Origin of the sequence: Streptomyces sp. NBC_01197 (genome assembly GCF_036010505.1) — a bacterium.
GTDB lineage: Bacteria > Actinomycetota > Actinomycetes > Streptomycetales > Streptomycetaceae > Streptomyces.
Genome location: NZ_CP108569.1, coordinates 2,994,405 through 3,020,855, shown reverse-complemented (window position 1 = coordinate 3,020,855; position 26,451 = coordinate 2,994,405). Strand labels below are relative to the sequence as shown.

The window sequence follows — 26,451 nt, the reverse complement described above, 5'->3', positions numbered from 1 at the left end:
ATATCAGCGCATCCGTGATGCAGTTCCTTCTGGCGTTCATCGTCGCCGCACCGGCCATCGGCGCCGTCGCGGCGCTTCTGCCCGCACCGCCCGGACTGAGGGGCAGGACACCCCAGCAGGCCGTGCTCCGCCACGGTGTGGTCGTCACCGGCGCCGTGCTCATCGCCGCGGTCGTCCTCGCGCTCGGCTTCGACCGCGACCACCCGTCGAAGATGCAGGCCACCACCGACATCAGCTGGATCCCGGCGCTCCACGTCCGGATCCATCTGGGTACAGACGGCATCTCGCTCCCCCTTCTCGTACTGACCGCGCTGCTGACCTTCCTCTGCGCGCTCTACTCCTGCTTCAAGCCCCCCGCGGGCCCGTCCCCCAAGGCGTTCGTCGCTCTCGTCCTCCTCCTCGAATCGGGGACGCTCGCCACCTTCGCCGTCCTCGACCTGGTGCTCTTCTTCCTGGCCTTCGAGATGGTCCTCATCCCGATGTACTTCCTCATCGCCCGCTGGGGCGGCGCCGAACGCGCCGCCGCCGCCTGGAAGTTCATCCTCTACACCGTGCTCGGCTCCGTCGTCATGCTGCTCGGCATCCTCCTCATCGGCGTGAAAAGCGGCACACTCGACATGGTGGCACTCGCCACTGACAACGGCCGCGACCTCACCCACACCACCCAGGTCGTCGCGGTCCTCGCCATCGCCATCGGCCTCGCCGTGAAGACCCCGATGTGGCCGCTGCACAGCTGGCTCCCCGACGCCCACACCGCGGCGCCGACCGCCGGCTCGGTCCTCCTCGCCGGAGTCATGCTCAAGATGGGCACCTACGGATTCGTCCGCATCGCCCTGCCCATCGCGCCCGAAGGCATGCACACCTTCGCCCCCTACCTCGCCGCGTTCGCCGTCGTCGGCATCGTGTACGGATCGCTCGCCTGCCTCTCGCTCGCCCGACGAGGCAACAAGGGCGACCTCAAGCGGCTCATCGCCTACTCCTCCGTCGGACACATGGGCTTCGTACTCCTCGGTATCGCGTCGATGACCCCCACCGGTGTCAACGGCGCGCTCTTCGCCAACATCGCCCACGGCCTCATCACCGGGCTGCTCTTCTTCCTCGTCGGCGCCCTCAAGGACCGGTACGGCACCGCCGACCTCGACACGCTCGCCGGAGCCGCCGGCGCCGCCCTCTACGGCCGGGCGCCCCGGCTCGGCGGCCTCGTCGCCTTCGCCGCCGTCGCCTCGCTCGGACTGCCGGGACTCGCCGGGTTCTGGGGCGAGATGCTCGCCATGTTCGGCGCCTTCGATCCGGCGAGGGGGCTCAGCCGCCCCGCCTTCCTCACCTTCATGTCGCTCGCGGCCCTCGGCACCCTGCTCACCGCCGCGTACCTCCTCCTCGTCGTACGCCGCGTCTGCATGGGAAGCGCACCGCAGCTCACCCACGAAGCACCAGAAGCACCCCACGCATCAGAAGCACCAGAAGCACCCCGCGCATCAGAAGCACACGAAGACCCCGGGGCACGGGAAGCACAGCCCGCCCCCGCCGAGCCCGCCGCCCCCGCGACCGGCGGCAGCCGCCGGCACGCCGAGGGCCACGAGACGCAGGGCATCCGGGATATTCAAGACGCTCAGGACGTCCGTGACATCCAGGACCTCCAGGGCTACGAGCTCGCCACCTGGAGCCCGCTCGTCGCCCTCACCGTCCTCGCCGGCCTGTGGCCCGCGGCCCTCCTCGGCCTCTCCGACCCGGCCGTGCAGAAGCTCCTCGCAGGAGGCAAGGCATGACCTCCCTCGTCCAGTCCGTCGACTGGCTGGCGATCGCCCCGCCCGTCATCGTCGCCGTGACCGCGCTGATCATCCTTGTCGCCGACCTCTTCGTCCCCGACCACCGCAAGCCGCTCCTCGGCTGGACCGCGGTCGCCGGACTCGCCGCCGCCGTCCTCATGCTCCTGCCTCTGCGCCACGGCAACCGCTCCACCTTCTGCCTCACCACCGGTCACGGAGCCTGCAGCTACACCGCCGACCACTTCACCCTCGCCATCCAGCTGCTCGTACTCGGCGGCGCCCTGCTCACCGCACTGCTCTCGATGAGCGAGACCGGCGGCGACCGCCTCCCGGCCGGCGAATTCTGGTTCCTGCTGCTCGCCTCCGCCTCCGGAGCCGCGCTGCTGCCGGCGTCGCGGGACCTCGCCACCCTCGTCGTCGCCCTCGAAGTGGCCTCGCTGCCCGCCTTCGCCCTTGTCGGCCTCAAGCGCGGCGACCGCCTCTCCTCCGAAGCAGCCCTCAAGTTCTTCCTGTCCTCGGTCACCGCGACCGCAGTCACCCTGCTCGGCGTCAGCTTCGTCTACGCGGCCACCGGCACCCTGTACCTCACCCGCATCGCCACCGCCCAGGCCGCCCCGCAGCTCGACACCCTCGCCGAGGCCGGAGTCGTCCTCACCCTGGTCGGCTTCGCCTTCAAGACGGCCGTCGCGCCCTTCCACTTCTGGGCCCCCGACACCTACGTCGGCGCACCCCTGCCCATCGCCGCCTACCTCTCCGTCATCGGGAAGGCCGTCGGCTTCTCCGGGCTCATCCTCGTGACCGTCGTCGCCTTCCCCGGGTACGCCGACATCTGGGGCCCGGCCATCGCCGTCCTGGCGGCCCTCACCATGACCGTCGGCAACGCCGCCGCCCTGCGCCAGCAGGCCACCCGAGCCCACAGCGCCGTCCGGCTCCTCGCCTGGTCCTCCATCGGCCAGGCGGGGTACCTCCTGGTACCGATCGCCGCCGCCGGATACACCTCGGACCGCGAGACCGGCTCCACCGTGGCGTACGCCCTCATGTACGCCGTCGTGAACCTCGGCGCTTTCGCCACCGTGGCCCTCGTCGCCCGCTCCCGCCCCGGCAGACGCCTGAGCGACTACCACGGCCTCTACGCCACGCGGCCCTTCACCGCCCTGGCGCTCGCCTTCTTCCTGCTCTGCCTGGCCGGGCTTCCCCCCGGGATCATCGGCCTCTTCGCCAAGGTCACCGTCTTCCAGAGCGCGGTCGACGCGGGCCTCGGCTGGCTCGCCGCCGTCATGGCCGTCAACGTGGCCATCGCCCTGTACTACTACCTCCGCTGGACCGCTGTGCTGTTCCGCACACCCCCGGTCGCCGCGGTTCCGACCGGTTCCGCGACCGGCGACACCGCCCCCGGCCTGCGTGTCCCCGTGCCGCTCACCCTCACCGTCGCTCTCGCGGCCGCCGCCGGGGCCGTACTCTCGGTAGCCCCCCAGCTGGTCCTGCACTTCGCGTCCGGCAGCCTCTTCTGAGTTTTGCTACGGTCTTCCGCCGGGCTCACACCACGAACGGCGCTCCGGCGCACGCCCCGGGGCAGAGGCAGTACGACGCGGGAGAGCGGCACCGAGGGGCGCACCGGAGAGCGGCGCGCCGGGCTTCCGCAGTCACCGAAGCCACCGAGACCACCGAATCAAGGAGCAACCAGTGCTGAGCGGGTTCAAAGACTTCATCCTCCGCGGGAACGTCATCTCCCTGGCCATCGGTCTCGCCGTCGGATCCGCCTTCACGGCAGTCGTCACCGCACTCAGCACCGCCTTCATCACCCCCCTCATCGGCCTCGCCACCAGCTCCGCCATGGGCGACTTCAGCAAGGCCGAGTTCACCGTCGACGGCGCCCACTTCCGCTACGGCCTCCTCATCAACGCCGGAGTCGCCTTCCTCGTGACCGCCGCAGTCCTCTACTTCTGCGTCGTCGTCCCGCTGGCCAAGATCCAGTCCCGCTTCACCGCCGACAAGCCCGTGGACATCAAGGCGGCCCTCCGTGACTGCCCGTACTGCTACACCGAGATCCCGGCCGTCGCCTCCCGCTGCGCCCACTGCACCAGCCAGGTCGAGCCCGTGCCCGAGGCCCTGGCGCTGGTGAAGGTCCCCGCCCAGGGCTGACCCACCCGTACGGCGCACACCACGGGCCGCGCGCACAAGGGAACTAGCGTCCCTCGCCTGGCGTTGACCAGTGAGGGAGGGTCCACTGGACAGTGGACAGTGAACTGGGCCACTGAGCGAAGGTTCCCCGCCGCACGACTTGGAGGGCGTACCGTGCACCGCCGGCACAACGGGCTGAGGACCGCTGTCCTCCTCGGGGGGCTGTCCGCCCTCCTCATCGTCATCGGCAGCTTCTTCGGCCGTACGGGCCTGATCGTCGCGCTCGTCGTCGCGCTCGGCACCAACGCGTACGCCTACTGGAACAGCGACAAGCTGGCCCTGCGCGCCATGCGGGCCCGGCCCGTCAGCGAATTCGAGGCCCCGGCGCTCTACCGCATAGTCCGCGAGCTCTCCACCGCGGCCCGCCAGCCCATGCCCCGGCTCTACATCTCGCCGACCCAGGCACCCAACGCCTTCGCCACCGGGCGCAACCCGCGCAACGCCGCCGTCTGCTGCACCGAGGGCATCCTGCAGATCCTCGACGAACGCGAACTGCGCGGAGTCCTGGGCCACGAGCTCAGCCACGTCTACAACCGCGACATCCTGATCTCGTCCGTCGCCGGCGCCCTGGCCTCCGTCGTCATGTTCCTGGTCAACTTCGCCTGGCTCATCCCCGTCGGCCGCTCCGACGACGACGAGGGCCCGGGCCTGATCGGTATGCTGCTGATCATGATCCTGGGCCCGCTGGCCGCATCCCTCATCCAACTGGCCGTCAGCCGCTCACGCGAGTACGAGGCCGACGCGTCGGGTGCCCAGCTCACCGGCGACCCGCTCGCTCTCGCAGGCGCGCTGCGCAAGCTCGACGCCGGTACGAAACAGTTGCCGCTGCCCCCCGAGCCCCGGATCGAGACCGCGAGTCACATGATGATCGCGAACCCTTTCCGCCCCGGTCAGGGACTGTCCAAGGTGTTCTCCACACACCCGCCCATGGCGGAGCGCATCTCCCGACTCGAACAGATGGCAGGTCCCCGGACATGAAGACCATCCTCAACATCATCTGGCTCGTCCTGTGCGGCTTCTGGATGTTCCTCAGCTACTTCCTCGCGGGCGCGCTGCTCTGCATCACCATCATCGGCATCCCGTTCGGGATCGCCGCGTTCCGCATCGGTGTCTACGCGCTCTGGCCCTTCGGCTACATTGCGGTTGACCGCACTGACGCCGGAGCCCCGTCCTGCGTGGGCAACGTTCTGTGGCTGGTCCTCGCGGGCTGGTGGCTCGCACTCGGCCACATCTTCACCGGCATCGCCCTGTGCATCACCATCATCGGCATCCCCCTGGGCATCGCGAACTTCAAGCTGATCCCCGTCTCCCTGATGCCGCTGGGCAAGGAGATCGTCCCCACGGACCAGCCCTTCACCGCCCGCTGAGCAGCACCGGCCGGCGGCTCACCACGCCCACACCACCGATTCCTGTCACGACACGTCCGCGACCAGCCACGCAACCAGCAGTGCCGCCTCGACGTCCCTGTTTAAGACACCGAACGTTAGGCAGGCTCTGTTCATGGGAATCATCAGTTGGATCATCCTCGGACTGCTCGCAGGGGCCATCGCCAAGTTCCTGCTCCCCGGCCGTGACCCGGGCGGTCTCGTCGGCACCACCCTCATAGGCATCGTGGGGGCCTTCGTCGGCGGATGGGGCGCCTCGCATTTCTTCAACCACCCGGTGGCGAAGCACTTCTACGACGGCGCGACGTGGATCTCCGCCATCGTGGGCGCACTTGTCCTGCTGATCGTCTACCGGCTGCTCTTCGGTAACTCCCGCTCACACCGCTGACCGGCACCCTGCGCTGACCGCGCACCCGGATACCCGGGCGGCCCGGGACACCACTGATCGCCCGTGGCCGTCGCTGATCACCGGTGGTCGGAACTGATCATCCGAGCGGTCGGCACTGATCACCCGCGGTCGGCAGGGCCACCGAGCCCCGTCTCTCGCAGTGTGATGTTCAGCCGCCCGCCCAGCAGCCCCACCGCCGGATCAGCCGTCTCCGGAAGGACCTTCGGGACACCGTGGTACGCGAACCGCGAAGGTCCTCCGAAGACAAACAGATCCCCGGACGCCAACCGCACATCCGTACAGGGCCGCCCCCGCCCCTCCGGGTTCCCGAAACGGAAGACGCACGTGTCGCCCAGACTCAGTGACACCACCGGAGCAGCGCACCGCTCCTCCTTGTCCTGGTGCATGCCCATCCGCGCGTCACCGTCGTAGAAGTTCACAAGCGCCGCATCGGGCGCGTACACGGCCCCGGCACCACCGGCGCCACTGTCGTCCCCGTACGCCTCCGCCACCGCGGACCGCCCCAACTCCGCCAGCCATTCCGGGAGTTCCGCCACCCGCGCTCCGTTCACATCGTCGGCGGTACGCGCGTACCGGTACGGCTGCCAGTGCCACCCCAGGCACACCGTCCGTACGGACATCACACCCCCGCCCGGCAGCCGCGTATACCGCAGCGGCACAGGCCCCCGCGCCCACTCGCGGCACGCGGCGACCAGCACCCGCTGGCGTTCCACCGACAGCCACTCCGGAACATGCACCGCACCGCGCGCGACCTCCACCCGCTCCCGCGGGAACAGCCCGGTCATACGGCCGCACCCACCCCGCAGCCCCGGCCGGCCCGCCACTCCGTCACGACGCGGGAACCCCTTCGAGTCCCAGCAGCCACTGCTTGCGCTCCAGCCCGCCCGCGTACCCGCGCAGCGCCCCGTCGGCCCCGATCACCCGGTGGCACGGCCGTACGACCAGCAAGGGGTTGCGCCCGATCGCGGTGCCCACAGCGCGCACTCCGGTGCCCGAGAGCCCAATGCGCCCCGCGATCTCCCCGTACGACACCGTGGCGCCGTACGGGAGACCGTCCAGCGCGGCCCACACCCGCCGCTGGAAGTCGGTTCCGCCCCCCGCGTAGTCGATCTCGAACCGGGTCGAGGCACCGGCGAAATAGGCCCGCAGCTGGTCGGTGATCCAGGTGAACACAGCCGGATCCCGCCGCCACCCCCCGGCCGCGGCATCCTCGGCGGACACCCCGCCCTTCTGCCCCGGCACCGACAGCGAGACCAGCGCCACCCCGCCCCGCGCCTCCGCCGATTCCTCGCCCACCAGCAGCAGCTCACCGAGCGGGCTGCCGACCGTCGTCCAGATCGCTGTGCGGACTGCCATCGGTCGCTCCCTTCCTCGCAGCGTCCCGGCGGCCGTTCCACCGGGGACACCTACGAGTCTGCGGCACACGGACCAGCCGGACCGGCGGATTTCGGACGTCATATGTCACGCCACCCGCGGCGGCCCAAGCCTTGACCGACGACGAGGGCACAACGCGGCCCGCCGCCGAGGCGGGTCCTCGGCGATGTGCCCCCGTCGTGCCCCGTGAAGTCTGTCCAGCGGCGTCCGCGCAGGTCAGGTCGGCTGATCAGCGGTAGTTCACAAACTGCAGCGCGAAGTCGAAGTCCTTGCCCTTCACCAGCGCCTGCACGGCCTGCAGGTCATCCCTGCTCTTGGAGCTGACCCGCAGTTCCTCGCCCTGGACCTGCGCCTTGACGCCCTTGGGGCCCTCGTCGCGGATGACCTTCGCGACCTTCTTGGCGTTGTCCTGCGAGATGCCCTCCTCGATGGAGGCGAAGATCTTGTACTCCTTGCCGGACAGCTGCGGCTCGCCCGCGTCCAGCGCCTTGAGCGAGATCCCGCGCTTGATCAGCTTGGTCTGGAAGACGTCGAGGATCGCGGTGACCCGCTCCTCGGTGTTCGCCTGCATCAGGATCTTCTCGCCCGACCAGTCGATGGAGGCGCCGACGTTCTTGAAGTCGTAACGCTGTGAGATCTCCTTGGCGGCCTGGTTGAGGGCGTTGTCGACCTCTTGCCGCTCGACCTTCGAGACGATATCGAAACTGGAGTCGGCCATGTCCTGTGGCTCCTTGTATCGGGTGTGTTGAGGGGCACGAACGGTGTCCCGGCCTGTCGCGCGCAAGCCTAAGGGCTGCGCCGCGGCCGACCCTGTCCGTCCCTGATCAATCGGGTGGCGAAGCACCCCGTGTCATCAGGTATCGTTTACGTCGTTGCCACGGACTCCCGCAGCACGCGGTTCCGCAGCGACAAACCCCGGCGGTGTGCCCGAGTGGCCAAAGGGAGCAGACTGTAAATCTGCCGGCTCAGCCTACCCAGGTTCGAACCCTGGCGCCGCCACTGGAATCAGCCTCTGACCAGCATTTCTGGTCAGAGGCTTTCTGGTTTTTCCGGCCGGTTTTCCAGCTCCAGGCAGGCGGCCCTTGCAGTTACGGCTCCGGCTACCGCTACCTCTGCGAACCCGGGTCCGCGAGCCGGAACGCCAGTTCCGTCTCCCACTTGGACATGTCCGGCTCCTCCCGTGGATCCGTCTTGTAGATCTCCAGCCGGCAGCCCCACTCCTCGACGACGTCGGTCTTCGCCATGTCCCACTCCATGCCGCGCGCCGCCGCGTACTCCAGCAGGCCCGCGGTGACCCCCAACAGCTCGTCGGGGTGGCCGATGTGGGTGACCGTCAGGTACCGGCCGGCCGGCAGCGTGCCGGTGAAGACCTCACCCGCGTCGGCGTCGGCCTCGTTGACGTCCCAGCCCGCGGCCTCCAGCGGCTGAGCCACCGGTACGCCCGCCTCGACCTCCATGCCGCGTTCCACGTCGATGACGTCGTACCGGAAGAAGGGCGCCCCGGCCGGCTCGATCCCGCGATCGGCGAGCCGGCCGAACACCTCCACCAACCGGTCGGCGATCACCGGGAACGTGTCCATGGTGACGGTCTCCCGGATCGCCGCGTACGGCTGCGCCGCCCGCTCGACGGCCACTGGTGGGTTCTGCATCAGTTTCCCGCCACGTCCTTCACGGCGACCGACACCGGCACCGATCCGCCGATCAGCTCCAGGGTGAGACCAGCGGTCGCCGGGGTCTCGACCAGCTCGGCGAGCACCGCCGCCACGTCGTCGCGCGGGATCTGGCCCCGGCCCGTCCCGGCCTCCAGACGTACGTGGCCGGTGCCCGCGTCGTCGGTCAGCATCCCGGGGCGCAGCACCGTCCAGTCCAGGGTGCGGCGGGCCCGCACGGCGTCGTCCGCCGCGCCCTTGGCCCGGAGGTAGGCGTCGAAGACTCCGTCGCCCTGGTGGGTGGAGTCGGCACCCATGGCCGAGATCATCAGGTAACGGCGTACACCGGCCTGTTCGGCGGCGTCGGCGAGTTTGACCGCCGCGTCGCGGTCGACGCTGTCCTTGCGTTCGATGGTGCTGCCGGGGCCCGCACCCGCCGCGAAGACCACCGCGTCGGCGCCGGAAAGGGCCTGGGCCACCTGGTCCACGGTGGCCGACTCCAGGTCGAGTACGACCGGTTCGGCGCCCGCGGATCTCAGGTCGTCGGCCTGCCCCGCGGAGCGGATGATGCCCGCGACTTCGTCGCCGCGCGCGGCGAGCAGCCGCTCCAGCCGCAGCGCGATCTGACCGTGTCCACCTGCGATGACAATGCGCATGTTTCCGACGGTACGCTCCGTCGGCGTCGCGCGCTCAGGAATGCCCGCGCGGGTGGCGGGACGGCCCGCGCGGAGGTTCCCGGCCGGGCGCCGGTCCGGTGAACGCAGGGCACGGGCCCGGTCGGCTGTGCGTTCAACAGACGGTTCGGCAGCCCTCGGGGCCGGCGCTCAGGGCCCGGTGCCGGCCCGTCCCTGACGCGGCAGTTCGAGAGCGCTGGGGGCGGTCGAGTCGCAGTACTCGCGGACCGCGTTGGTCCGCGCGACCACCCGCCCGCGGTGGATGACGATCCTGCTGTACGCGAGGGAGAGCGCGGCGGAGAGCTGGTCCCCGCGTACGGCGAGCAGCTCGGCGGGGAAGCCCGCCTCCACCCGTACCTCGGGGAGCCCCATCGCCTCGCGCGGCGCCGAACTGACCGCGCCGTACGCGTCGTCGGGCCGCAGGCCGCTCTGGGACGCGAGCAGGTACGCGGCCTCCAGGGGGTCGCCGCGGCCGACCGGGTTGGCCAGGTCGCGCAGTGCGCCGCTGCCCGCGGCGACGCGTACGCCGGCTGTGCGGAGCAGCCGTACGGGCGCGGTCCCGCGGCTCTCGACCCCGCCGCAGCCGCCCTGGGGCTGGCAGATCACGGTGACGCCCGCGGCGGCGAGCCGGCCGGCGGCGCGGACCGCCGCGTCGTGCGGGAGCCGGGAGAGCCCGCCGCAGGGGCCGATGGCGACGCCGGGGCGCAGCCCGCCGGACATGGCGGCCAGCCGGGCGAGCCGGGCCGGGTCGTCACCCTCGGTGTGCAGATCGACTGCGCAGCCGTGTTCGGCGGCGACTTCGAGGACGGCCTGGGTGTAACCGGTCGGGTCCGGGTCGAGGTCCGGGCAGCCGCCGACGACGGTGGCGCCCATTTTCACGGCGTCGCGCAGCATGGCGAGGCCATCGGCGCCGGCGACGCCGGTGAGCAGGCGGGGCACGGCGACGGTGGTGAGGTCGGTGAGTCCGCGCAGCGACCGCCGGGCCTGGAGCACGGCCTCCATGGCGCCGAGGCCCTGGACGTCGCCGATGCGGATGTGCGAGCGCAGGGCGGTGGCGCCGTGCCCGAGCTGGAGGAGGGCGGCTTCGGTGGCGCGGCGCTGGATGTCGGGGACGGAACCGGTGGTGTCGGGGCCCGGCCCGGGCCCGGCGTCGGCGGTCAGCGCGGTGTCGCTGTGGGCGTGGGGTTCGGCGGGTGCGGGGAGCAGCAGGTAGCCGTCGAGCTCGACGCGCGGGGCGGAGGCGCGGGCGCCGGGTGCGGTGAGGCTGCCGGCCGTGCCGACGGCTTCGATGAGCCCGTCGCTGATGCTGACGTCCACGGTGCGGCCGTCGGCCAGGCGGGCCCCGCGGAGGAGGAGCGCGGTGGTGTCTGCGGTGGCTCCTTCGGGAGGCCGCGGCTGGCTGTCGGGCATCGCGCTCCTGGGTGCTGGGCCGGGCGTGACGTGCGAGGTCACACAGCGTGAAGCGAGCCTATGGGGGAGGGCGGTCCTGCTTCGAGGAGGGGCGGATTAGTCGTACCGGGAGTGACTCCTGTGGCCGATGGGTCCCGTGGGCCGAACGGCGGCAGGAGGGGCTGGTGGAAGCCGGGAGGAAGGCGGGACGCCGTGGTGGAGAAGGGAGCGGGGAGAGGGCCGGGGATAGGGGCGGAGAGGGGCCTTCATAAGGATTTGGGAGACGGCGAAGGACCGTGTAATGTCTTCATCGCTCGCCCCAATAGCTCAGTCGGTAGAGCGTCTCCATGGTAAGGAGAAGGTCTACGGTTCGATTCCGTATTGGGGCTCTGGTGCGGGAGCCCTCACCTTCGGGTGAGGGATTCCGTAGCAAAGCGGTGTAGCTCAGTCGGTAGAGCAAGCGGCTCATAATCGCTGTGTCACCGGTTCAAGTCCGGTCACCGCTACACACGGTAGCCGATGGTGGGCTCGGTCCTTCGATCGGCTACTCTTTTATGCGTTCATCCGTCCATCCGTCCAAGGAGCACTCACGTGGCTGCCACCGACGTCCGCCCGAAGATCACGCTGGCCTGCGTGGAGTGCAAGGAGCGGAACTACATCACCAAGAAGAACCGGCGTAACGACCCGGACCGTCTTGAGATGAAGAAGCACTGCCCGCGCTGCAACTCGCACACCGCGCACCGCGAAACGCGCTGATCCAGGCTGTTCTTTCCACAAGAACAGATCTCCACAGGCACAGACACGAGGTCGTCCCCTTACCGGGGGCGGCCTCGCGTCATTTCTGCGGTTACTCGCGGTTATTGTGATTCTTTCCGATTCCCGGCACTCCACCAGGAGGTAGTGAGCCATGGCGCTCGACCAGTCCTTCGTGGGGCGGACCTATCCGCCCTCCGCGCCGTACGAGGTGGGCCGGGAGAAGATCCGCGAGTTCGCCGACGCGGTGGGTGACGCGAACCCCGCGTACACCGATGTGGACGTGGCGAAGGCGCTCGGGCATGCCGACGTCATCGCTCCGCCGACGTTCGTCTTCTCGATCACCTTCAAGGCCGCGGGCGTCGTCGTTGAGGATCCGCAGCTGGGTCTCGACTACACGCGGGTGGTACATGGCGATCAGAAGTTCGCCTACCGGCGCCCGGTCCGCGCGGGGGACCGGCTCACGGTCACCTCGACCATCGAGGCGGTCAAGTCCCTTGCCGGGAACGACATCATCGATATTCGCGGCGAGGTCCACGACGAGTCCGGCGAGCACGTCGTGACGGCCTGGACGAAGCTGGTCGCGCGCGCGGCCGGGGAGGCGTGACGGTGACAGCGAAGATCTCCTACGGGAGCGTCGAGGTCGGCACGGAGCTGCCGGCGCGGTCCTTCCCGGTGTCGCGGGCGACGCTGGTGCAGTACGCGGGTGCGTCCGGCGACTTCAACCCGATCCACTGGAACGAGAAGTTCGCGCTGGAGGTCGGGCTGCCCGACGTCATCGCGCACGGGATGTTCACCATGGCCGAGGCGATCCGGGTGGTGACCGACTGGGTCGGGGACCCGGGTGCGGTCGTGGAGTACGGCGTCCGGTTCACCAAGCCGGTGGTCGTTCCGAACGACGCCGACGGGGCGCTGATCGAGGTCAGCGCCAAGGTCGGAGCTGTCGTCGGAGAACCCGAGGACAAGACGGTGCGGGTCGATCTCACGGCGATGAGTGACGGCAAGAAGGTGCTGGGCATGTCCCGCGCGGTGGTCCGCCTCGCCTGAGGCGGCGCCGTAGTCCGCCTCCGCACCTCACCTCCGCACCTCATTTCCGCACCCCTGACCTCCGTACGAGAACGGCCCTGCCCGACCGGCGGGGCCGTTCTCGTACGCTTGGCCCGTGCAGGAACTCCTTGAAGCCCCACTCGCCCCCCTGACCACCTTCCGCCTCGGCGGCCCCGCGGCCCGGCTGGTCACGGCGGAGACCGACGCCGAAGTGACCGCGGCCGTCCGGGAGGCGGACGCGAGCGGCACCCCGCTGCTCGTCATCGGCGGCGGCTCCAATCTGGTCATCGGCGACAAGGGGTTCGCCGGCACCGCCCTGCGGATCGCGACACGCGGGTTCTCGCTCTCCGGCACCGCGCTCGAACTCGCGGCCGGCGAGGTGTGGAGCGACGCGGTGGCCCGTACCGTCGAGGCCGGGCTCGCGGGCATCGAGTGCCTCGCCGGGATCCCCGGCTCCGCCGGCGCCACCCCGATCCAGAACGTGGGGGCGTACGGCCAGGAGGTCTCATCGACCCTCACCGAGGTCGTCGCGTACGACCGGACCACAGGGGAGACGGTCACCCTCTCGAACGCCGAGTGCCGGTTCTCGTACCGGCACAGTCGCTTCAAGTCCGAACCCGACCGCTATGTGGTGCTGCGGGTGCGTTTCCAGCTCGAAGACGCGGGCGGCCTCTCGGCCCCGGTCAAGTATCCGGAGACGGCCCGTGTCCTCGGTGTCGAAGCGGGCGACCGGGTGCCCGCTTCGACGGTCCGCGAGACCGTACTGAAGCTGCGCGCCGGCAAGGGCATGGTGCTGGACGCCGAGGACCACGACACCTGGTCGGCCGGCTCCTTCTTCACCAATCCGATCCTCGACGAGGCACAGTTCGCCGCCTTTGTGGCCCGGGTACGGGAGCGGCTGGGCGCGGACACCGCGCCTCCCGCATTCCCGGCGGGGGAGGGGCTGACCAAGACGTCGGCGGCCTGGCTGATCGACCGCGCGGGCTTCACCAAGGGTTACGGAACGGGACCGGCCCGCATCTCCACCAAGCACACGCTGGCCCTGACCAACCGGGGCCTGGCCACCACCGATGACCTGCTCGCGCTCGCCCGCGAGGTCGTCGCGGGCGTGCACGAGGCGTTCGGCGTGACGCTGGTCAACGAGCCGGTGACGGTCGGCGTCAGCCTGTAACGAGCGCAGGCGCCGCCCCCTCAGTACGCGACCCCGACCCCCTGCTTCACCGTCGCGGGGTCGTCGATCATGGTCAGCATCGCGTGCGCCACATCGGCGCGCGAGATGCTCCGGCCGCCGCGCGGACTGCCCCCGATGACCGTCCGGTACCTGCCGGTCAGCGGCTTGTCCGTCAGCTTCGGCGGCCGGACCGACGTCCAGTCCGTCGCACTGCGCGCGACCTCGGCCTCCATCACCCGCAGGTCCTCGTAGACCGCTTTCAGGATCACGCCGATCAATCCGAGCGCGGCCCGGTCGGCGAACGACTGGTCCCCGGGCGGTGCCAGCGGCGCCGCGCTCACCACCAGCAGCCGCCGTACGCCCTCCGCCTCCATGGCCGCGAGCACCGGCCGGGTCAGCACCTGGGTGATACCCGCGTCCTTGCGGCCGCGCGCCCCCAGACCGGAGAGCACCGCGTCCCGCCCGGCCACCGCCGCCCGCAGCGGCTCCGGGTCGCGGAGGTCCGAGCGGACCACATCGAGACCCGCCCCGGCCGCCGTGAGCCGAGCCGGATCGCGTACCACCGCCGTGACCTGGTGGCCCCCGGCCAGCGCCTGCTGGACGATCTCTCCGCCGATACCGCCGGTCGCGCCGAACACTGTGAGCCTCATCGCGCACCCTCCCAAGATGGGGGTGAATACAAGGTGGGTAAGTATTCACTCACCCCTAGAGTGGGCAGTCACTCACCTCTCCGTCAAGCCTGGTAGGAGCGCCCGTGCAGCCACCCGCGCAGCAGAAGCCCGCCCGCGGCCGGATCGTCGACGCCGCGCACAGCCTCATGCTGACCATCGGCCTGGCCCGGACCACCACCAAGGAGATCGCCAGGACGGCCGGCTGTTCGGAAGCGGCGCTCTACAAGCACTTCGCGAGCAAGGAAGAGCTGTTTGTGACCGTTCTCAGGGAGCGGCTGCCCAGGCTGACCCCGCTCCTTGACGAACTGGCCGTCCAGCCGCAGCTGCACAGTGTCGAGGAGAACCTCACCGAGATCGCCCGCAGGGCCGCCCTCTTCTACGAGCAGAGCTTCCCGATCGCCGCCTCGCTCTACGCCGACCCCCAGCTCAAGCGGCGCCACGAAGCGGCCATGCGTGAACTCGGCACCGGCCCCCACATGCCCATTCGCGGCGTCGACAGCTATCTGCGCGCCGAGCGGGACGCGGGCCGGATCGACAGCGGCGCCGACACCTACGCCGCCGCCTCACTGCTGCTCGGCGCCTGCGCCCAGCGCGCCTTCGCGTACGACATGACCGAGGAGGGCGGGCCCCCGCAGCCGCTCGACGTGTTCGCCGCCGGGCTCGCCCGCACGCTCCTGCGGGGGGTCGTACGAGAGGTCAGTCGGTGAGCCAGTCGTCGACGCCGGCGAGCAGCTTCCGCCGGACGTCCGCCGGCGCCGCCGAGCCGCGCACCGACTGCCGTGCCAGCTCGGCCAGTTCGGGGTCGCTGAACCCCTGCGCGCGCGCCAGCTCGTACTGGGCCGCGAGCCGCGACCCGAACAGCAGCGGGTCGTCCGCGCCGAGCGCCGTCGGCACCCCGGCGTCGAACAGTTTTCGCAGGGGTACGTCCTCGGCCTTCTCGTAGACGCCGAGCGCCACATTCGACGCCGGGCAGACCTCACAGGTCACCCCGCGCTCGGCCAGCCGCTTCAGCAGCAGGGGGTCCTCGGCGGCCCGTACCCCGTGCCCGATCCGCGCGGCGTGCAGATCGTCCAGGCAGTCCCGCACCGAGGAGGGCCCGCTGAGCTCCCCGCCGTGCGGCGCGGCCAGCAGACCGCCCTCCCTGGCGATGGCGAACGCGCGGTCGAAGTCCCGCGCCATGCCCCGGCGCTCGTCGTTGGAGAGCCCGAAACCGATCACACCGCGGTCCGCGTAGCGCACCGCGAGGCGCGCGAGGGTCCGTGCGTCCAGCGGGTGCTTCATCCGGTTCGCCGCGACCACCACGCGTATGCCGAGCCCGGTGTCGCGCGAGGCGGCGTCCACCGCGTCCAGGATGACTTCGAGCGCCGGGATCAGCCCGCCGAGGAACGGGGCGTACGAGGTCGGGTCGACCTGGATCTCCAGCCACTGCGAGCCGTCCGCTACATCCTCCTCGGCGGCCTCGCGCACCAGTCGCTGGATGTCCTCCGGGGTGCGCAGACAGGACCGCGCGATGTCGTACAGCCGCTGGAACCGGAACCAGCCGCGCTCGTCGGTGGCCCGCAGCTTCGGGGGCTCACCGCCGGTCAGTGCCTCAGGCAGGTGCACGCCGTATCTGCCGGCCAGTTCCAGCAGGGTCGTGGGCCGCATCGACCCGGTGAAATGCAGGTGCAGATGGGCCTTGGGCAGCAGCCGGATGTCACGTACTCGCTCCATCCAAGGATCCTGCCGCACGGACCCGCCGCACCGGTAGCCGCTTTCCCCCAACGAGGAGGCGACCGAACGAAGAAACGGGCCTCCGGTGGAGAACCGGAGACCCATTCCTTGTGTGCTGTACGTGCCGTAGCTGTCGGACGGGCGCGTGCGGCCCGTCCGGTCAGTCGGTCGCCTCGGCCAGCAGCTTCTGGACCCGGGAGACGCCCTCGACCAGGTCCTCATCACCGAGCGCGTACGACAGACGCAGGTAACCGGGGGTGCCGAACGCCTCACCGGGCACCACGGCGACCTCGACCTCGTCCAGGATCAGCGCGGCCAGCTCCACCGAGCTCTGCGGGCGCTTGCCGCGGATCTCCTTGCCGATGAGCCCCTTGACCGACGGGTACGCGTAGAACGCGCCCTCCGGCTCCGGGCAGAGCACGCCGTCGATCTCGTTGAGCATCCGCACGATGGTCCTGCGGCGCCGGTCGAAGGCGGTGCGCATCTCGTCGACCGCGTCCAGGTTCCCCGACACCGCGGCGAGCGCGGCCATCTGCGAGACGTTGGAGACGTTGGAGGTGGCGTGCGACTGGAGGTTGGTCGCGGCCTTCACGACGTCCTTCGGGCCGATGATCCACCCCACGCGCCAGCCGGTCATGGCGTACGTCTTGGCCACGCCGTTGACCACGATGCACTTGTCGCGCAGCTCGGGCACGACGGCGGGCAGCGAGGTGAACTCGGCGTCGCCGTAGACCAAGTGCTCGTAGATCTCGTCCGTCATCATCCACAGGCCGTGCTCGACGGCCCAGCGGCCGATGGCCTCGGTGTCGGCGGGGCTGTAGACGGCGCCCGTCGGGTTGGAGGGCGAGACGAAGAGGACGACCTTGGTCCGCTCCGTACGGGCGGCCTCCAGCTGCTCGACGGAGACCCGGTAGCCGGTGGTCTCGTCGGCGACGACCTCGACCGGGACACCGCCCGCGAGGCGGATCGACTCCGGGTACGTGGTCCAGTACGGAGCCGGGACGATGACCTCGTCGCCCGGGTCGAGGATCGCGGCGAACGCCTGGTAGATGGCCTGCTTGCCGCCGTTGGTGACGAGCACCTGGGAGGCCTCGACCTCGTAACCGGAGTCGCGCAGGGTCTTCGCGGCGATGGCGGCCTTGAGCTCGGGGAGCCCGCCGGCCGGAGTGTAGCGGTGGTACTTCGGGTTGCGGCAGGCCTCGATCGCGGCCTCGACGATGTAGCCGGGCGTGGGGAAGTCGGGCTCACCGGCACCGAAGCCGATCACCGGACGCCCGGCGGCCTTCAGGGCCTTCGCCTTGGCGTCGACGGCCAGGGTGGCGGACTCGGAGATGGCACCGATGCGGGCGGACACCCTGCGCTCGGTCGGAGGAGTTGCGGCGCTCATGGGGCCCATGGTCCCAGACCGCAAACGGACTCGGCACACAGGTTTCGATGGGCGGACACCGCTGGACACCGGTCCGGACACCCGGCCGGGCAACGGCCGTACACCGAGCGGGAACCGGGCCGGAACCGGAAGACACAGGCCGGCCGTGGACCGCCCCGGCCGAAGCTGTTCGACGTCAGGCCCCCGACCACGTACACTCACTCGTCGTTGGCCTCCACCAACCGTCCCGCCGAGCGCACTCCGTGCACCCGGTCGGATGCGGTAGGTTGGGGGAACCACAAAGGGTCGTAGCTCAATTGGTAGAGCACTGGTCTCCAAAACCAGCGGTTGGGGGTTCAAGTCCCTCCGGCCCTGCTACACACACCTTCGCCAGGCTGTGTGCGCATGTACGTACATCTATGCACCGCCGTGCGGCTCCACCGGGCGCGGCACGGCCACGACCCGGAATCAGGTGAGAGATCGTGACGGACGCCGTCGGCTCCATCGACGTGCCTGATGCGCAGGATGAAGCGCCGGAGTCGAAGAAGGCACGCAAGGGCGGGAAGCGCGGCAAGAAGGGTCCCTTCGGCCGCCTCGCGCTCTTCTACCGCCAGATCGTCGCGGAACTGCGCAAGGTCGTCTGGCCGACTCGTAGCCAGCTCTCGACCTACACCTCCGTAGTGATCGTTTTCGTCGTCATCATGATCGGCATCGTGACCGTGATTGACTATGGGTTCAACCAGGCCGCCAAGTACGTCTTTGGCTGATCCGCGAAAGGCGCCGGGAGCGGCGTCTTTTTCGCATGTTCCACCCGATTTGTATCCAGGAAGAAGCAGCCACCGTGTCTGACCCGAACCTGAACGAGGCCGTCGAGCCGGGCGAAAGCTTCGAGTCCGCAGAGGACGAGCTCGACATCGTCGAGGCGGCAGACGCTGTGGAGCCGGACCAGGCCGAAGCTGCCGATGCCGTCGCCGGTCAGCCCGCCGAAGAGTCCGCTGTGCACACCGAGGACGAGGCCGTGGCCGTGGCGGAGTCCGCCGAGGACGCCGAAGCCGCCGCCGAGGTCGAGGACGCCGCTGAAGAGGCCGAGGACGAGGAGGCTGCCGAAGAGGCCGCCGACGTTCCCCCGGTCGACCCGGTCGAGGCCCTGCGCCAGGAGCTCCGAGGTCTGCCCGGCGAGTGGTACGTCATCCACACGTACGCCGGTTACGAGAAGCGTGTGAAGGCCAACCTGGAGCAGCGCGCCGTCTCGCTGAACGTCGAGGAGTTCATCTACCAGGCCGAAGTGCCCGAGGAAGAGATCGTCCAGATCAAGAACGGCGAGCGCAAGAACGTCCGCCAGAACAAGCTTCCCGGTTACGTCCTGGTCCGCATGGACCTCACCAACGAGTCCTGGGGCGTCGTCCGCAACACCCCCGGAGTCACCGGCTTCGTCGGCAACGCCTACGACCCGTACCCGCTGACCCTGGACGAGATCGTCAAGATGCTCGCCCCGGAGGCCGAGGAGAAGGCCGCCCGCGAGGCCGCCGAGGCCGAGGGCAAGCCGGCTCCGGCCCGCAAGGTCGAGGTCCAAGTGCTCGACTTCGAGGTCGGCGACTCGGTCACCGTCACCGACGGCCCGTTCGCGACGCTCCAGGCGACGATCAACGAGATCAACGCCGACTCGAAGAAGGTCAAGGGCCTCGTCGAGATCTTCGGCCGCGAGACCCCGGTCGAGCTCAGCTTCGACCAGATCCAGAAGAACTAGCAGTTCCCCGGAGCTTCTGAGGCTTCTGGAACACACGCCTTCCAAGCAGGTCAGACCGGCTCACGCAGGGGGTACCTCCCGCCTGCGGGGGACCGTCTGACCTGCTTGGTTTTTGGTCGCGCAGCTATACCCGTTATCGTTGCGCGGTATGCCTCCGTCCGGATGACCGGATGGCGGCGAAACACTCTCACTAGGACCCGGAGAGAGCAATGCCTCCCAAGAAGAAGAAGGTCACGGGGCTTATCAAGCTCCAGATCAAGGCCGGCGCGGCCAACCCGGCTCCGCCGGTCGGCCCCGCGCTGGGCCAGCACGGCGTCAACATCATGGAGTTCTGCAAGGCCTACAACGCCGCGACCGAGTCGCAGCGTGGCATGGTCGTGCCGGTGGAGATCACGGTCTACGAGGACCGCTCCTTCACCTTCATCACCAAGACCCCGCCGGCCGCGAAGCTGATCCTCAAGGCCGCGGGCGTGGAGAAGGGCTCCGGCGAGCCGCACAAGACCAAGGTCGCCAAGCTCACCGGCGAGCAGGTCCGCGAGATCGCCACGACCAAGATGCCCGACCTGAACGCCAACGACATCGAGGCCGCGGCCAAGATCATCGCCGGCACCGCCCGTTCCATGGGCGTCACGGTCGAGGGCTGATCAAGCCCCCCTCCGCACCACAGTGGCAGGGCCAGCGCCGGCCCGCACCACGACTCCCACTCCCCATCTAGGAGCAGAAGTGAAGCGCAGCAAGACTCTCCGCGCTGCGGACGCCAAGGTCGACGCGGACAAGCTGTACGCCCCGCTCGAAGCCGTCCGCCTCGCCAAGGACACCTCCGCGACCAAGTTCGACGGCACCGTCGAGGTCGCCATGCGTCTGGGCGTCGACCCGCGCAAGGCCGACCAGATGGTCCGCGGCACCGTGAACCTGCCGCACGGCACCGGCAAGACCGCCCGGGTCCTGGTCTTCGCGACCGGTGACCGTGCTGCGGCCGCGGAGGCCGCGGGCGCCGACATCGTCGGCGCCGACGAGCTCATCGACGAGGTGGCGAAGGGCCGTCTGGACTTCGACGCCGTCGTCGCCACCCCGGACCTCATGGGCAAGGTCGGCCGCCTCGGCCGCGTGCTCGGTCCGCGTGGGCTCATGCCGAACCCGAAGACCGGAACGGTCACCCCGGACGTGACGAAGGCCGTCACGGACATCAAGGGCGGCAAGATCGAGTTCCGCGTCGACAAGCACTCGAACCTGCACTTCATCATCGGCAAGGTCTCCTTCGACGAGACGAAGCTGGTCGAGAACTACGCCGCCGCGCTGGAGGAAGTCCTCCGTCTGAAGCCGTCGGCCGCCAAGGGCCGCTACATCAAGAAGGCCACGCTGGCCACCACGATGGGCCCCGGCATCCCGCTGGACTCCAACCGCACCCGCAACCTCCTCGTCGAGGAGGACCCGGCCGCCGTCTGATCCTCCGGATCGACAGGCAGCCGCGGGACACGAGTGCTGTGAGCCGGGCCCGCACCTCTCCGGAGGTGCGGGCCCGGTTTCTTTGCGTGGGCCCGTGGAGAAGCGCACCCGGGTCAAGGGCGCCGTGGCCCGGATCGGCGGCGTCACGGGGCGCCCTGGGCATCACGTACACCCGGCGGCACCCTGGTACGGCGCGGGACCTCTCCCGGCTCATGGAGGTCTCAGGCGCCGCTGGTGAAGACGCCGCCCTGTACCCCTGAGCCGGGCGCTCAATCAGCTGCCGGGGAACGGATTTGCTCGGCGTGCCCCCGTTCGCGTAGTCTTCCGACGAAGCCAAAGACCGCTGGTCGTTGCCGTGTGCTCGTAAGAGGGCGCGGTGGCCGAAGGATCCGCTGGAAGCGGGCGACTCGCGCAGGTGATCGTGGAAGTGCTCCCGGATTCGTCCGGTCGAGCTCGCGCCCCGTGCACCTGTGCCGGGGCGTTTCGTCTGTCCAGCCCCTTCTGAGCGGTCCTCATCACCCGGAAGGAGGCCGACGCTCTATGGCAAGGCCCGACAAGGCTGCCGCGGTAGCCGAGCTGGCGGACAAGTTCCGCAGCTCGAACGCCGCTGTGCTGACCGAGTACCGGGGTCTCACCGTGGCCCAGCTCAAGCAGCTGCGCCGTTCGCTCGGTGAGAACGCCCAGTACGCCGTGGTGAAGAACACGCTGACCAAGATCGCGGCCAACGAGGCCGGGATCAACACGCTGGACGACCTGTTCGCAGGTCCGACGGCGGTTGCCTTCGTCACCGGTGACCCGGTGGAGTCGGCGAAGGGTCTTCGTGACTTCGCCAAGGAGAACCCCAACCTCGTCATCAAGGGCGGTGTCCTTGATGGTAAGGCGCTGTCCGCGGATGAGATCAAGAAGCTCGCGGACCTCGAGTCCCGCGAGGTTCTGCTCGCCAAGGTGGCCGGTGGAATCAAGGCGTCGATGGCCAAGGCCGCGGCGACTTTCCAGGCCCCGCTGTCGGAGTTCGTCCGCACTGCGGACGCCCTCCGCGCCAAGGTCGAGCAGGGCGGTGCCGGTACGCCGGCTCCCGCCGAGGCCGACGCCGAGTAATTCGGCTTCGCGTCGCAGCGGGCCCCGTACGCCCGCCGTCATATACATCCGGCACCTGCCGAAAAGTGGAAGGACGCCATCATGGCGAAGCTGTCCCAGGACGAGCTGCTCGAGCAGTTCGAGACCCTGACCCTCATCGAGCTCTCCGAGTTCGTCAAGGCCTTCGAGGAGAAGTTCGACGTCAAGGCTGCCGCCCCGGTCGCCGTAGCCGCCGCTGGTGGTGCCGCTGCCGGCGCCACCGAGGCCGCTGAGGAGCAGGACGAGTTCGACGTCATCCTCACCGGTGCCGGCGACAAGAAGATCCAGGTCATCAAGGTCGTGCGTGAGCTGACCTCGCTGGGTCTCAAGGAGGCCAAGGACCTCGTGGACGGCGCCCCGAAGCCCGTCCTCGAGAAGGTCGCCAAGGAGGCCGCTGAGAAGGCCGCCGAGTCCCTCAAGGGCGCCGGCGCCTCGGTCGAGGTCAAGTAATACCCGGGAGTCCCCGGACTCCCTCGTACGCCCTCGGCGTACACCTGCACAGCGAAGGGCGATCACCCATCCGGGTGGTCGCCCTTCCGCGTGCCTGACGCCCCTCCTGCCTGCCTTGCTCTTCCCGCCGTGACGAGTATGGTGATCTTCGTTGCGCGCCGGGCCAGGTGGCTTCTCTCGCTCCGGCAGTGCGGCTGACGGCGACCCCCGAGGGGTGGGGGGCCTTGACGAACCGCACGGAGCGCGCAATTCTCAGGACGCGTCGTCACATCGATCCGTATCCGAGGCATGGATCGGCGACGAAGAGGGAAGCTTTGACGCAGGTGTTGAGAAGAAGAATGAGGGTCTCCCAGAACCCGCTCTGGACATCAGTGAGCCCAGTGGCTACACTGACCCTTTGCGCTGCCTGTTAGCTGCCTCCTGCCCGTCACCAGGGGCATGCCCACGCTTGAGCATTGACGACTGCCCTCCCTGACCTGGGATGTCTCTCTCTGTGCCCCGCTTGGGACCGGTACGCGCGTAGTGAGTCCGAGCCCTCGGAAGGACCCCCTCTTGGCCGCCTCGCGCAACGCCTCGACCTCCAATACGAACAACGGCGCCAGCACCGCCCCGCTGCGCATCTCCTTTGCAAAGATCAGGGAGCCCCTCGAGGTTCCGAACCTCCTTGCGCTGCAGACCGAGAGCTTTGACTGGCTGCTCGGGAATGCCGCTTGGAAGGGTCGCGTCGAGGCCGCTCTCGAGAGCGGACAGGACGTTCCCACCAAGTCCGGTCTGGAAGAGATCTTCGAAGAGATCTCGCCTATCGAGGACTTCTCGGGGTCGATGTCGCTGACGTTCCGCGACCACCGTTTCGAGCCCCCGAAGAACTCGATCGACGAGTGCAAGGACCGCGACTTCACGTTCGCTGCGCCGCTCTTCGTCACGGCCGAGTTCACCAACAACGAGACCGGTGAGATCAAGTCTCAGACGGTCTTCATGGGCGACTTCCCGCTCATGACCAACAAGGGCACGTTCGTCATCAACGGCACCGAGCGTGTCGTGGTGTCGCAGCTGGTCCGTTCGCCCGGTGTCTACTTCGACTCCTCCATCGACAAGACGTCCGACAAGGACATCTTCTCGGCCAAGATCATCCCGTCCCGGGGTGCCTGGCTGGAGATGGAGATCGACAAGCGCGACATGGTCGGTGTCCGCATCGACCGCAAGCGCAAGCAGTCCGTCACCGTCCTCCTCAAGGCTCTCGGCTGGACCACTGAGCAGATCCTTGAAGAGTTCGGCGAGTACGAGTCGATGCGCGCCACCCTGGAGAAGGACCACACCCAGGGCCAGGACGACGCACTGCTCGACATCTACCGCAAGCTGCGACCGGGCGAGCCGCCCACCCGCGAGGCTGCTCAGACGCTGCTCGAGAACCTCTACTTCAACCCCAAGCGCTACGACCTCGCGAAGGTCGGCCGCTACAAGGTGAACAAGAAGCTCGGCGCCGACGAGCCGCTCGACGCCGGTGTCCTCACCAGCGACGACGTCATCGCCACCATCAAGTACCTGGTCAAGCTGCACGCGGGCGAGACCGAGACGGTGGGCGAGTCCGGCCGTCAGATCGTCGTCGAGACCGACGACATCGACCACTTCGGCAACCGCCGTCTGCGCAATGTCGGCGAGCTCATCCAGAACCAGGTCCGTACCGGCCTGGCCCGGATGGAGCGCGTCGTGCGTGAGCGCATGACGACCCAGGACGTCGAGGCGATCACGCCGCAGACCCTGATCAACATCCGGCCCGTCGTCGCCTCCATCAAGGAGTTCTTCGGCACCAGCCAGCTGTCCCAGTTCATGGACCAGAACAACCCGCTGTCGGGTCTCACCCACAAGCGCCGCCTGTCGGCTCTTGGCCCGGGTGGTCTCTCCCGTGAGCGGGCCGGCTTCGAGGTCCGTGACGTGCACCCGTCCCACTACGGACGCATGTGCCCGATCGAGACGCCCGAAGGCCCGAACATCGGTCTGATCGGTTCGCTCGCCTCCTACGGCCGGGTCAACGCGTTCGGCTTCGTCGAGACGCCGTACCGCAAGGTCGTCGAAGGGGTCGTCACCGACGACGTCGACTACCTGACGGCCGATGAGGAAGACCGCTTCGTCATCGCCCAGGCCAACGCGACGCTCTCCGAGGACATGCGGTTCACCGAACCGCGCGTCCTGGTCCGCCGTCGTGGTGGCGAGGTCGACTACATCCCCGGCGACGACGTCGACTACATGGATGTCTCGCCGCGCCAGATGGTGTCGGTCGCGACCGCCATGATCCCGTTCCTCGAGCACGACGACGCCAACCGTGCCCTCATGGGCGCGAACATGATGCGTCAGGCCGTGCCGCTGATCCAGTCCGAGGCGCCGCTGGTCGGCACCGGCATGGAGTACCGCTGCGCGGTCGACGCCGGTGACGTCCTCAAGGCGGAGAAGGACGGTGTGGTCCAGGAGGTATCCGCGGACTACATCACCATCGCCAACGACGACGGCACGTACTCGACGTACCGCATCGCCAAGTTCTCCCGCTCGAACCAGGGCACATCGGTCAACCAGAAGGTCGTCGTCAACGAGGGCGACCGGGTGATCGAGAGCCAGGTGCTGGCCGACGGTCCCGCGACCGAGAACGGCGAGATGGCGCTCGGCAAGAACCTCCTTGTCGCCTTCATGCCGTGGGAGGGTCACAACTACGAGGACGCGATCATCCTGTCGCAGCGCCTCGTGCAGGACGACGTCCTCTCCTCGATCCACATCGAGGAGCACGAGGTCGACGCCCGTGACACCAAGCTCGGCCCGGAGGAGATCACCCGGGACATCCCGAACGTCTCCGAAGAGGTCCTCGCCGACCTCGACGAGCGCGGCATCATCCGTATCGGTGCCGACGTCGTCGCCGGCGACATCCTGGTCGGCAAGGTCACGCCCAAGGGCGAGACCGAGCTCACCCCGGAGGAGCGCCTGCTCCGTGCGATCTTCGGTGAGAAGGCGCGCGAAGTGCGCGACACCTCGCTGAAGGTGCCGCACGGTGAGATCGGCAAGGTCATCGGCGTCCGCGTCTTCGACCGCGAAGAGGGCGACGAGCTGCCGCCGGGCGTGAACCAGCTGGTCCGCGTCTACGTCGCGCAGAAGCGCAAGATCACCGACGGTGACAAGCTCGCCGGCCGTCACGGCAACAAGGGCGTCATCTCGAAGATCCTGCCGATCGAGGACATGCCGTTCCTGGAGGACGGCACGCCGGTCGACATCATCCTCAACCCGCTGGGTGTCCCGTCCCGGATGAACCCGGGCCAGGTCCTGGAGATCCACCTCGGCTGGCTCGCCAGCCAGGGCTGGAAGGTCGAGGGCAACGAGGAGTGGATGGAGCGCCTCAAGTCCATCGGCGCCGACGATGTGGCCCCCGGCACCAACGTCGCCACCCCGGTCTTCGACGGTGCGCGCGAGGACGAGATCTCCGGTCTCTTCGAGTCCACCATCCCGAACCGCGACGGTGACCGCATGGTCCTCCCGTCCGGCAAGGCCCGGATGTTCGACGGCCGCTCCGGCGAGCCTTTCCCGGACCCGGTCTCGGTCGGGTACATGTACATCCTCAAGCTCCACCACCTGGTCGACGACAAGCTGCACGCGCGCTCGACCGGTCCGTACTCGATGATCACCCAGCAGCCGCTGGGTGGTAAGGCTCAGTTCGGTGGACAGCGCTTCGGTGAGATGGAGGTGTGGGCGCTGGAGGCTTATGGCGCCGCGTACGCCCTCCAGGAGCTGCTGACGATCAAGTCCGACGACGTGACCGGCCGCGTGAAGGTCTACGAGGCCATCGTCAAGGGCGAGAACATCCCCGAGCCCGGCATTCCCGAGTCCTTCAAGGTGCTCATCAAGGAGATGCAGTCGCTCTGCCTCAACGTGGAGGTGCTGTCCTCGGACGGCATGTCCATCGAGATGCGCGACACGGACGAGGACGTCTTCCGTGCAGCGGAGGAGCTCGGTATCGACCTGTCCCGGCGCGAGCCGAGCAGCGTCGAAGAGGTCTGACGGGTTGGCCGGCCGCCTCGCACTGAGGCGGCCGGCTCTCCCCGGACCCGTTCAGACCATTGCTGAAGTGCCCATTTTTCTCGCTGACGCGAGGGGCTCGAACCCCCGA

At 69.1% G+C, this 26,451-nt stretch carries 27 protein-coding genes and 4 tRNA genes; 22 read left to right on the top strand and 9 right to left on the bottom strand.

Annotated features, from left to right (window positions below):
• The first annotated feature begins 17 nt into the window (after nucleotides 1–17).
• The 6 genes from OG452_RS13670 to OG452_RS13645 all read left to right on the top strand — a co-directional run bounded on the left by OG452_RS13670 (nucleotide 18) and on the right by OG452_RS13645 (nucleotide 5,720).
• Nucleotides 18–1,766, top strand: a complete 1,749-nt coding sequence (locus tag OG452_RS13670) for a complex I subunit 4 family protein (protein WP_327299615.1) — start codon at nucleotides 18–20, stop codon at nucleotides 1,764–1,766.
• Nucleotides 1,763–3,277: an NADH-quinone oxidoreductase subunit N gene (locus tag OG452_RS13665; protein WP_327295882.1), complete on the top strand. Its 1,515-nt coding sequence runs from the start codon at nucleotides 1,763–1,765 to the stop codon at nucleotides 3,275–3,277. The genes OG452_RS13670 and OG452_RS13665 overlap by 4 nt, the downstream gene beginning before the upstream one ends.
• Nucleotides 3,278–3,449: 172 nt before the next feature.
• On the top strand, nucleotides 3,450–3,908 hold the full coding sequence (locus OG452_RS13660) for an MscL family protein (RefSeq protein WP_266854331.1): 459 nt from the start codon (nucleotides 3,450–3,452) through the stop codon (nucleotides 3,906–3,908).
• A gap of 153 nt (nucleotides 3,909–4,061) precedes the next feature.
• Nucleotides 4,062–4,925 (top strand): zinc metalloprotease HtpX, encoded by an 864-nt coding sequence (gene htpX, locus OG452_RS13655; protein ID WP_327295881.1) that lies wholly within the window; start codon nucleotides 4,062–4,064, stop codon nucleotides 4,923–4,925.
• Entirely contained in the window at nucleotides 4,922–5,314 is a 393-nt protein-coding gene (locus OG452_RS13650) for a YccF domain-containing protein (protein ID WP_327295880.1), read from the top strand. The genes htpX and OG452_RS13650 overlap by 4 nt, the downstream gene beginning before the upstream one ends.
• Before the next feature lie 133 nt (nucleotides 5,315–5,447).
• Nucleotides 5,448–5,720 carry a GlsB/YeaQ/YmgE family stress response membrane protein gene (locus tag OG452_RS13645; RefSeq protein ID WP_327295879.1) on the top strand — a complete coding sequence of 91 codons (273 nt, stop codon included), beginning with the start codon at nucleotides 5,448–5,450 and terminating at the stop codon, nucleotides 5,718–5,720.
• Between the two features lie 119 nt (nucleotides 5,721–5,839).
• On the opposite strand, the gene OG452_RS13640 is transcribed toward OG452_RS13645, so the two are convergent.
• The 3 genes from OG452_RS13640 to OG452_RS13630 all read right to left on the bottom strand — a co-directional run bounded on the left by OG452_RS13640 (nucleotide 5,840) and on the right by OG452_RS13630 (nucleotide 7,833).
• Nucleotides 5,840–6,526, bottom strand: coding sequence for an alpha-ketoglutarate-dependent dioxygenase AlkB family protein (locus tag OG452_RS13640; RefSeq protein WP_327295878.1), 687 nt, complete (start codon nucleotides 6,524–6,526; stop codon nucleotides 5,840–5,842).
• 43 nt (nucleotides 6,527–6,569) lie between these two features.
• Nucleotides 6,570–7,097: a methylated-DNA--[protein]-cysteine S-methyltransferase gene (locus OG452_RS13635; RefSeq protein ID WP_327295877.1), complete on the bottom strand. Its 528-nt coding sequence runs from the start codon at nucleotides 7,095–7,097 to the stop codon at nucleotides 6,570–6,572.
• Nucleotides 7,098–7,344: 247 nt separating this feature from the next.
• Nucleotides 7,345–7,833, bottom strand: coding sequence for a YajQ family cyclic di-GMP-binding protein (locus tag OG452_RS13630; RefSeq protein ID WP_266854321.1), 489 nt, complete (start codon nucleotides 7,831–7,833; stop codon nucleotides 7,345–7,347).
• A 199-nt stretch (nucleotides 7,834–8,032) separates the two neighbouring features.
• Here OG452_RS13630 and OG452_RS13625 point away from each other — a divergent pair.
• Nucleotides 8,033–8,114: transfer RNA gene (locus tag OG452_RS13625), tRNA-Tyr, on the top strand.
• Between the two features lie 107 nt (nucleotides 8,115–8,221).
• On the opposite strand, the gene OG452_RS13620 is transcribed toward OG452_RS13625, so the two are convergent.
• From OG452_RS13620 to OG452_RS13610, 3 genes are all read right to left on the bottom strand, one after another.
• Nucleotides 8,222–8,764 (bottom strand): GyrI-like domain-containing protein, encoded by a 543-nt coding sequence (locus OG452_RS13620; RefSeq protein WP_327295876.1) that lies wholly within the window; start codon nucleotides 8,762–8,764, stop codon nucleotides 8,222–8,224.
• On the bottom strand, nucleotides 8,764–9,420 hold the full coding sequence (locus OG452_RS13615) for an SDR family oxidoreductase (RefSeq protein WP_327295875.1): 657 nt from the start codon (nucleotides 9,418–9,420) through the stop codon (nucleotides 8,764–8,766). The genes OG452_RS13620 and OG452_RS13615 overlap by 1 nt, the downstream gene beginning before the upstream one ends.
• Nucleotides 9,421–9,588: 168 nt before the next feature.
• Entirely contained in the window at nucleotides 9,589–10,848 is a 1,260-nt protein-coding gene (locus OG452_RS13610; RefSeq protein ID WP_327295874.1) for a hydrolase, read from the bottom strand.
• Between the two features lie 295 nt (nucleotides 10,849–11,143).
• Here OG452_RS13610 and OG452_RS13605 point away from each other — a divergent pair.
• From OG452_RS13605 to OG452_RS13580, 6 genes are all read left to right on the top strand, one after another.
• A tRNA-Thr gene (locus tag OG452_RS13605) sits at nucleotides 11,144–11,216 on the top strand.
• A 44-nt stretch (nucleotides 11,217–11,260) separates the two neighbouring features.
• Nucleotides 11,261–11,333, top strand: a tRNA-Met gene (locus OG452_RS13600).
• 85 nt (nucleotides 11,334–11,418) lie between these two features.
• Nucleotides 11,419–11,583, top strand: a complete 165-nt coding sequence (rpmG, locus tag OG452_RS13595; protein WP_006604855.1) for a 50S ribosomal protein L33 — start codon at nucleotides 11,419–11,421, stop codon at nucleotides 11,581–11,583.
• A gap of 151 nt (nucleotides 11,584–11,734) precedes the next feature.
• Complete coding sequence (locus tag OG452_RS13590; RefSeq protein WP_327295873.1) at nucleotides 11,735–12,187, top strand: MaoC family dehydratase N-terminal domain-containing protein; 453 nt, start codon at nucleotides 11,735–11,737, stop codon at nucleotides 12,185–12,187.
• A 2-nt stretch (nucleotides 12,188–12,189) separates the two neighbouring features.
• Nucleotides 12,190–12,627, top strand: a complete 438-nt coding sequence (locus OG452_RS13585; protein ID WP_327295872.1) for a MaoC family dehydratase — start codon at nucleotides 12,190–12,192, stop codon at nucleotides 12,625–12,627.
• Between the two features lie 115 nt (nucleotides 12,628–12,742).
• On the top strand, nucleotides 12,743–13,798 hold the full coding sequence (locus OG452_RS13580; protein ID WP_327295871.1) for a UDP-N-acetylmuramate dehydrogenase: 1,056 nt from the start codon (nucleotides 12,743–12,745) through the stop codon (nucleotides 13,796–13,798).
• A 20-nt stretch (nucleotides 13,799–13,818) separates the two neighbouring features.
• Here OG452_RS13580 and OG452_RS13575 read toward each other — a convergent pair whose 3' ends face one another.
• The gene (locus tag OG452_RS13575) at nucleotides 13,819–14,448 is read right to left on the bottom strand and encodes an NAD(P)-dependent oxidoreductase (protein WP_327295870.1); all 630 of its coding nucleotides are present in this window, start codon (nucleotides 14,446–14,448) and stop codon (nucleotides 13,819–13,821) included.
• A 104-nt stretch (nucleotides 14,449–14,552) separates the two neighbouring features.
• Here OG452_RS13575 and OG452_RS13570 point away from each other — a divergent pair, with 104 nt between their 5' ends.
• A complete protein-coding gene (locus OG452_RS13570) occupies nucleotides 14,553–15,176 on the top strand; it encodes a TetR/AcrR family transcriptional regulator (RefSeq protein WP_327295869.1) in 624 nt (207 codons plus the stop codon).
• Here OG452_RS13570 and OG452_RS13565 read toward each other — a convergent pair.
• Together OG452_RS13565 and OG452_RS13560 are read right to left on the bottom strand one after the other, a co-directional pair.
• Entirely contained in the window at nucleotides 15,166–16,182 is a 1,017-nt protein-coding gene (locus OG452_RS13565; protein WP_327295868.1) for an adenosine deaminase, read from the bottom strand. The genes OG452_RS13570 and OG452_RS13565 overlap by 11 nt on opposite strands.
• A gap of 160 nt (nucleotides 16,183–16,342) precedes the next feature.
• Entirely contained in the window at nucleotides 16,343–17,569 is a 1,227-nt protein-coding gene (locus tag OG452_RS13560) for a pyridoxal phosphate-dependent aminotransferase (RefSeq protein WP_327295867.1), read from the bottom strand.
• A 281-nt stretch (nucleotides 17,570–17,850) separates the two neighbouring features.
• Between OG452_RS13560 and OG452_RS13555 the strand changes: the two genes are divergently transcribed.
• From OG452_RS13555 to rpoB, 8 genes are all read left to right on the top strand, one after another.
• Nucleotides 17,851–17,923 (top strand) — tRNA-Trp (locus OG452_RS13555).
• Between the two features lie 107 nt (nucleotides 17,924–18,030).
• Nucleotides 18,031–18,315, top strand: coding sequence for a preprotein translocase subunit SecE (gene secE, locus OG452_RS13550; RefSeq protein WP_266854299.1), 285 nt, complete (start codon nucleotides 18,031–18,033; stop codon nucleotides 18,313–18,315).
• A 74-nt stretch (nucleotides 18,316–18,389) separates the two neighbouring features.
• Complete coding sequence (gene nusG / locus OG452_RS13545) at nucleotides 18,390–19,295, top strand: transcription termination/antitermination protein NusG (protein ID WP_327295866.1); 906 nt, start codon at nucleotides 18,390–18,392, stop codon at nucleotides 19,293–19,295.
• 209 nt (nucleotides 19,296–19,504) lie between these two features.
• The gene (gene rplK / locus OG452_RS13540) at nucleotides 19,505–19,939 is read left to right on the top strand and encodes a 50S ribosomal protein L11 (RefSeq protein WP_164264062.1); all 435 of its coding nucleotides are present in this window, start codon (nucleotides 19,505–19,507) and stop codon (nucleotides 19,937–19,939) included.
• 79 nt (nucleotides 19,940–20,018) lie between these two features.
• Nucleotides 20,019–20,741, top strand: coding sequence for a 50S ribosomal protein L1 (gene rplA, locus OG452_RS13535; protein ID WP_327295865.1), 723 nt, complete (start codon nucleotides 20,019–20,021; stop codon nucleotides 20,739–20,741).
• A 540-nt stretch (nucleotides 20,742–21,281) separates the two neighbouring features.
• The gene (gene rplJ, locus OG452_RS13530; protein ID WP_266854292.1) at nucleotides 21,282–21,839 is read left to right on the top strand and encodes a 50S ribosomal protein L10; all 558 of its coding nucleotides are present in this window, start codon (nucleotides 21,282–21,284) and stop codon (nucleotides 21,837–21,839) included.
• A gap of 81 nt (nucleotides 21,840–21,920) precedes the next feature.
• On the top strand, nucleotides 21,921–22,307 hold the full coding sequence (rplL, locus tag OG452_RS13525; RefSeq protein ID WP_327295864.1) for a 50S ribosomal protein L7/L12: 387 nt from the start codon (nucleotides 21,921–21,923) through the stop codon (nucleotides 22,305–22,307).
• A gap of 552 nt (nucleotides 22,308–22,859) precedes the next feature.
• A complete protein-coding gene (gene rpoB, locus OG452_RS13520) occupies nucleotides 22,860–26,342 on the top strand; it encodes a DNA-directed RNA polymerase subunit beta (RefSeq protein ID WP_266854288.1) in 3,483 nt (1,160 codons plus the stop codon).
• Nucleotides 26,343–26,451: the final 109 nt, after the last annotated feature.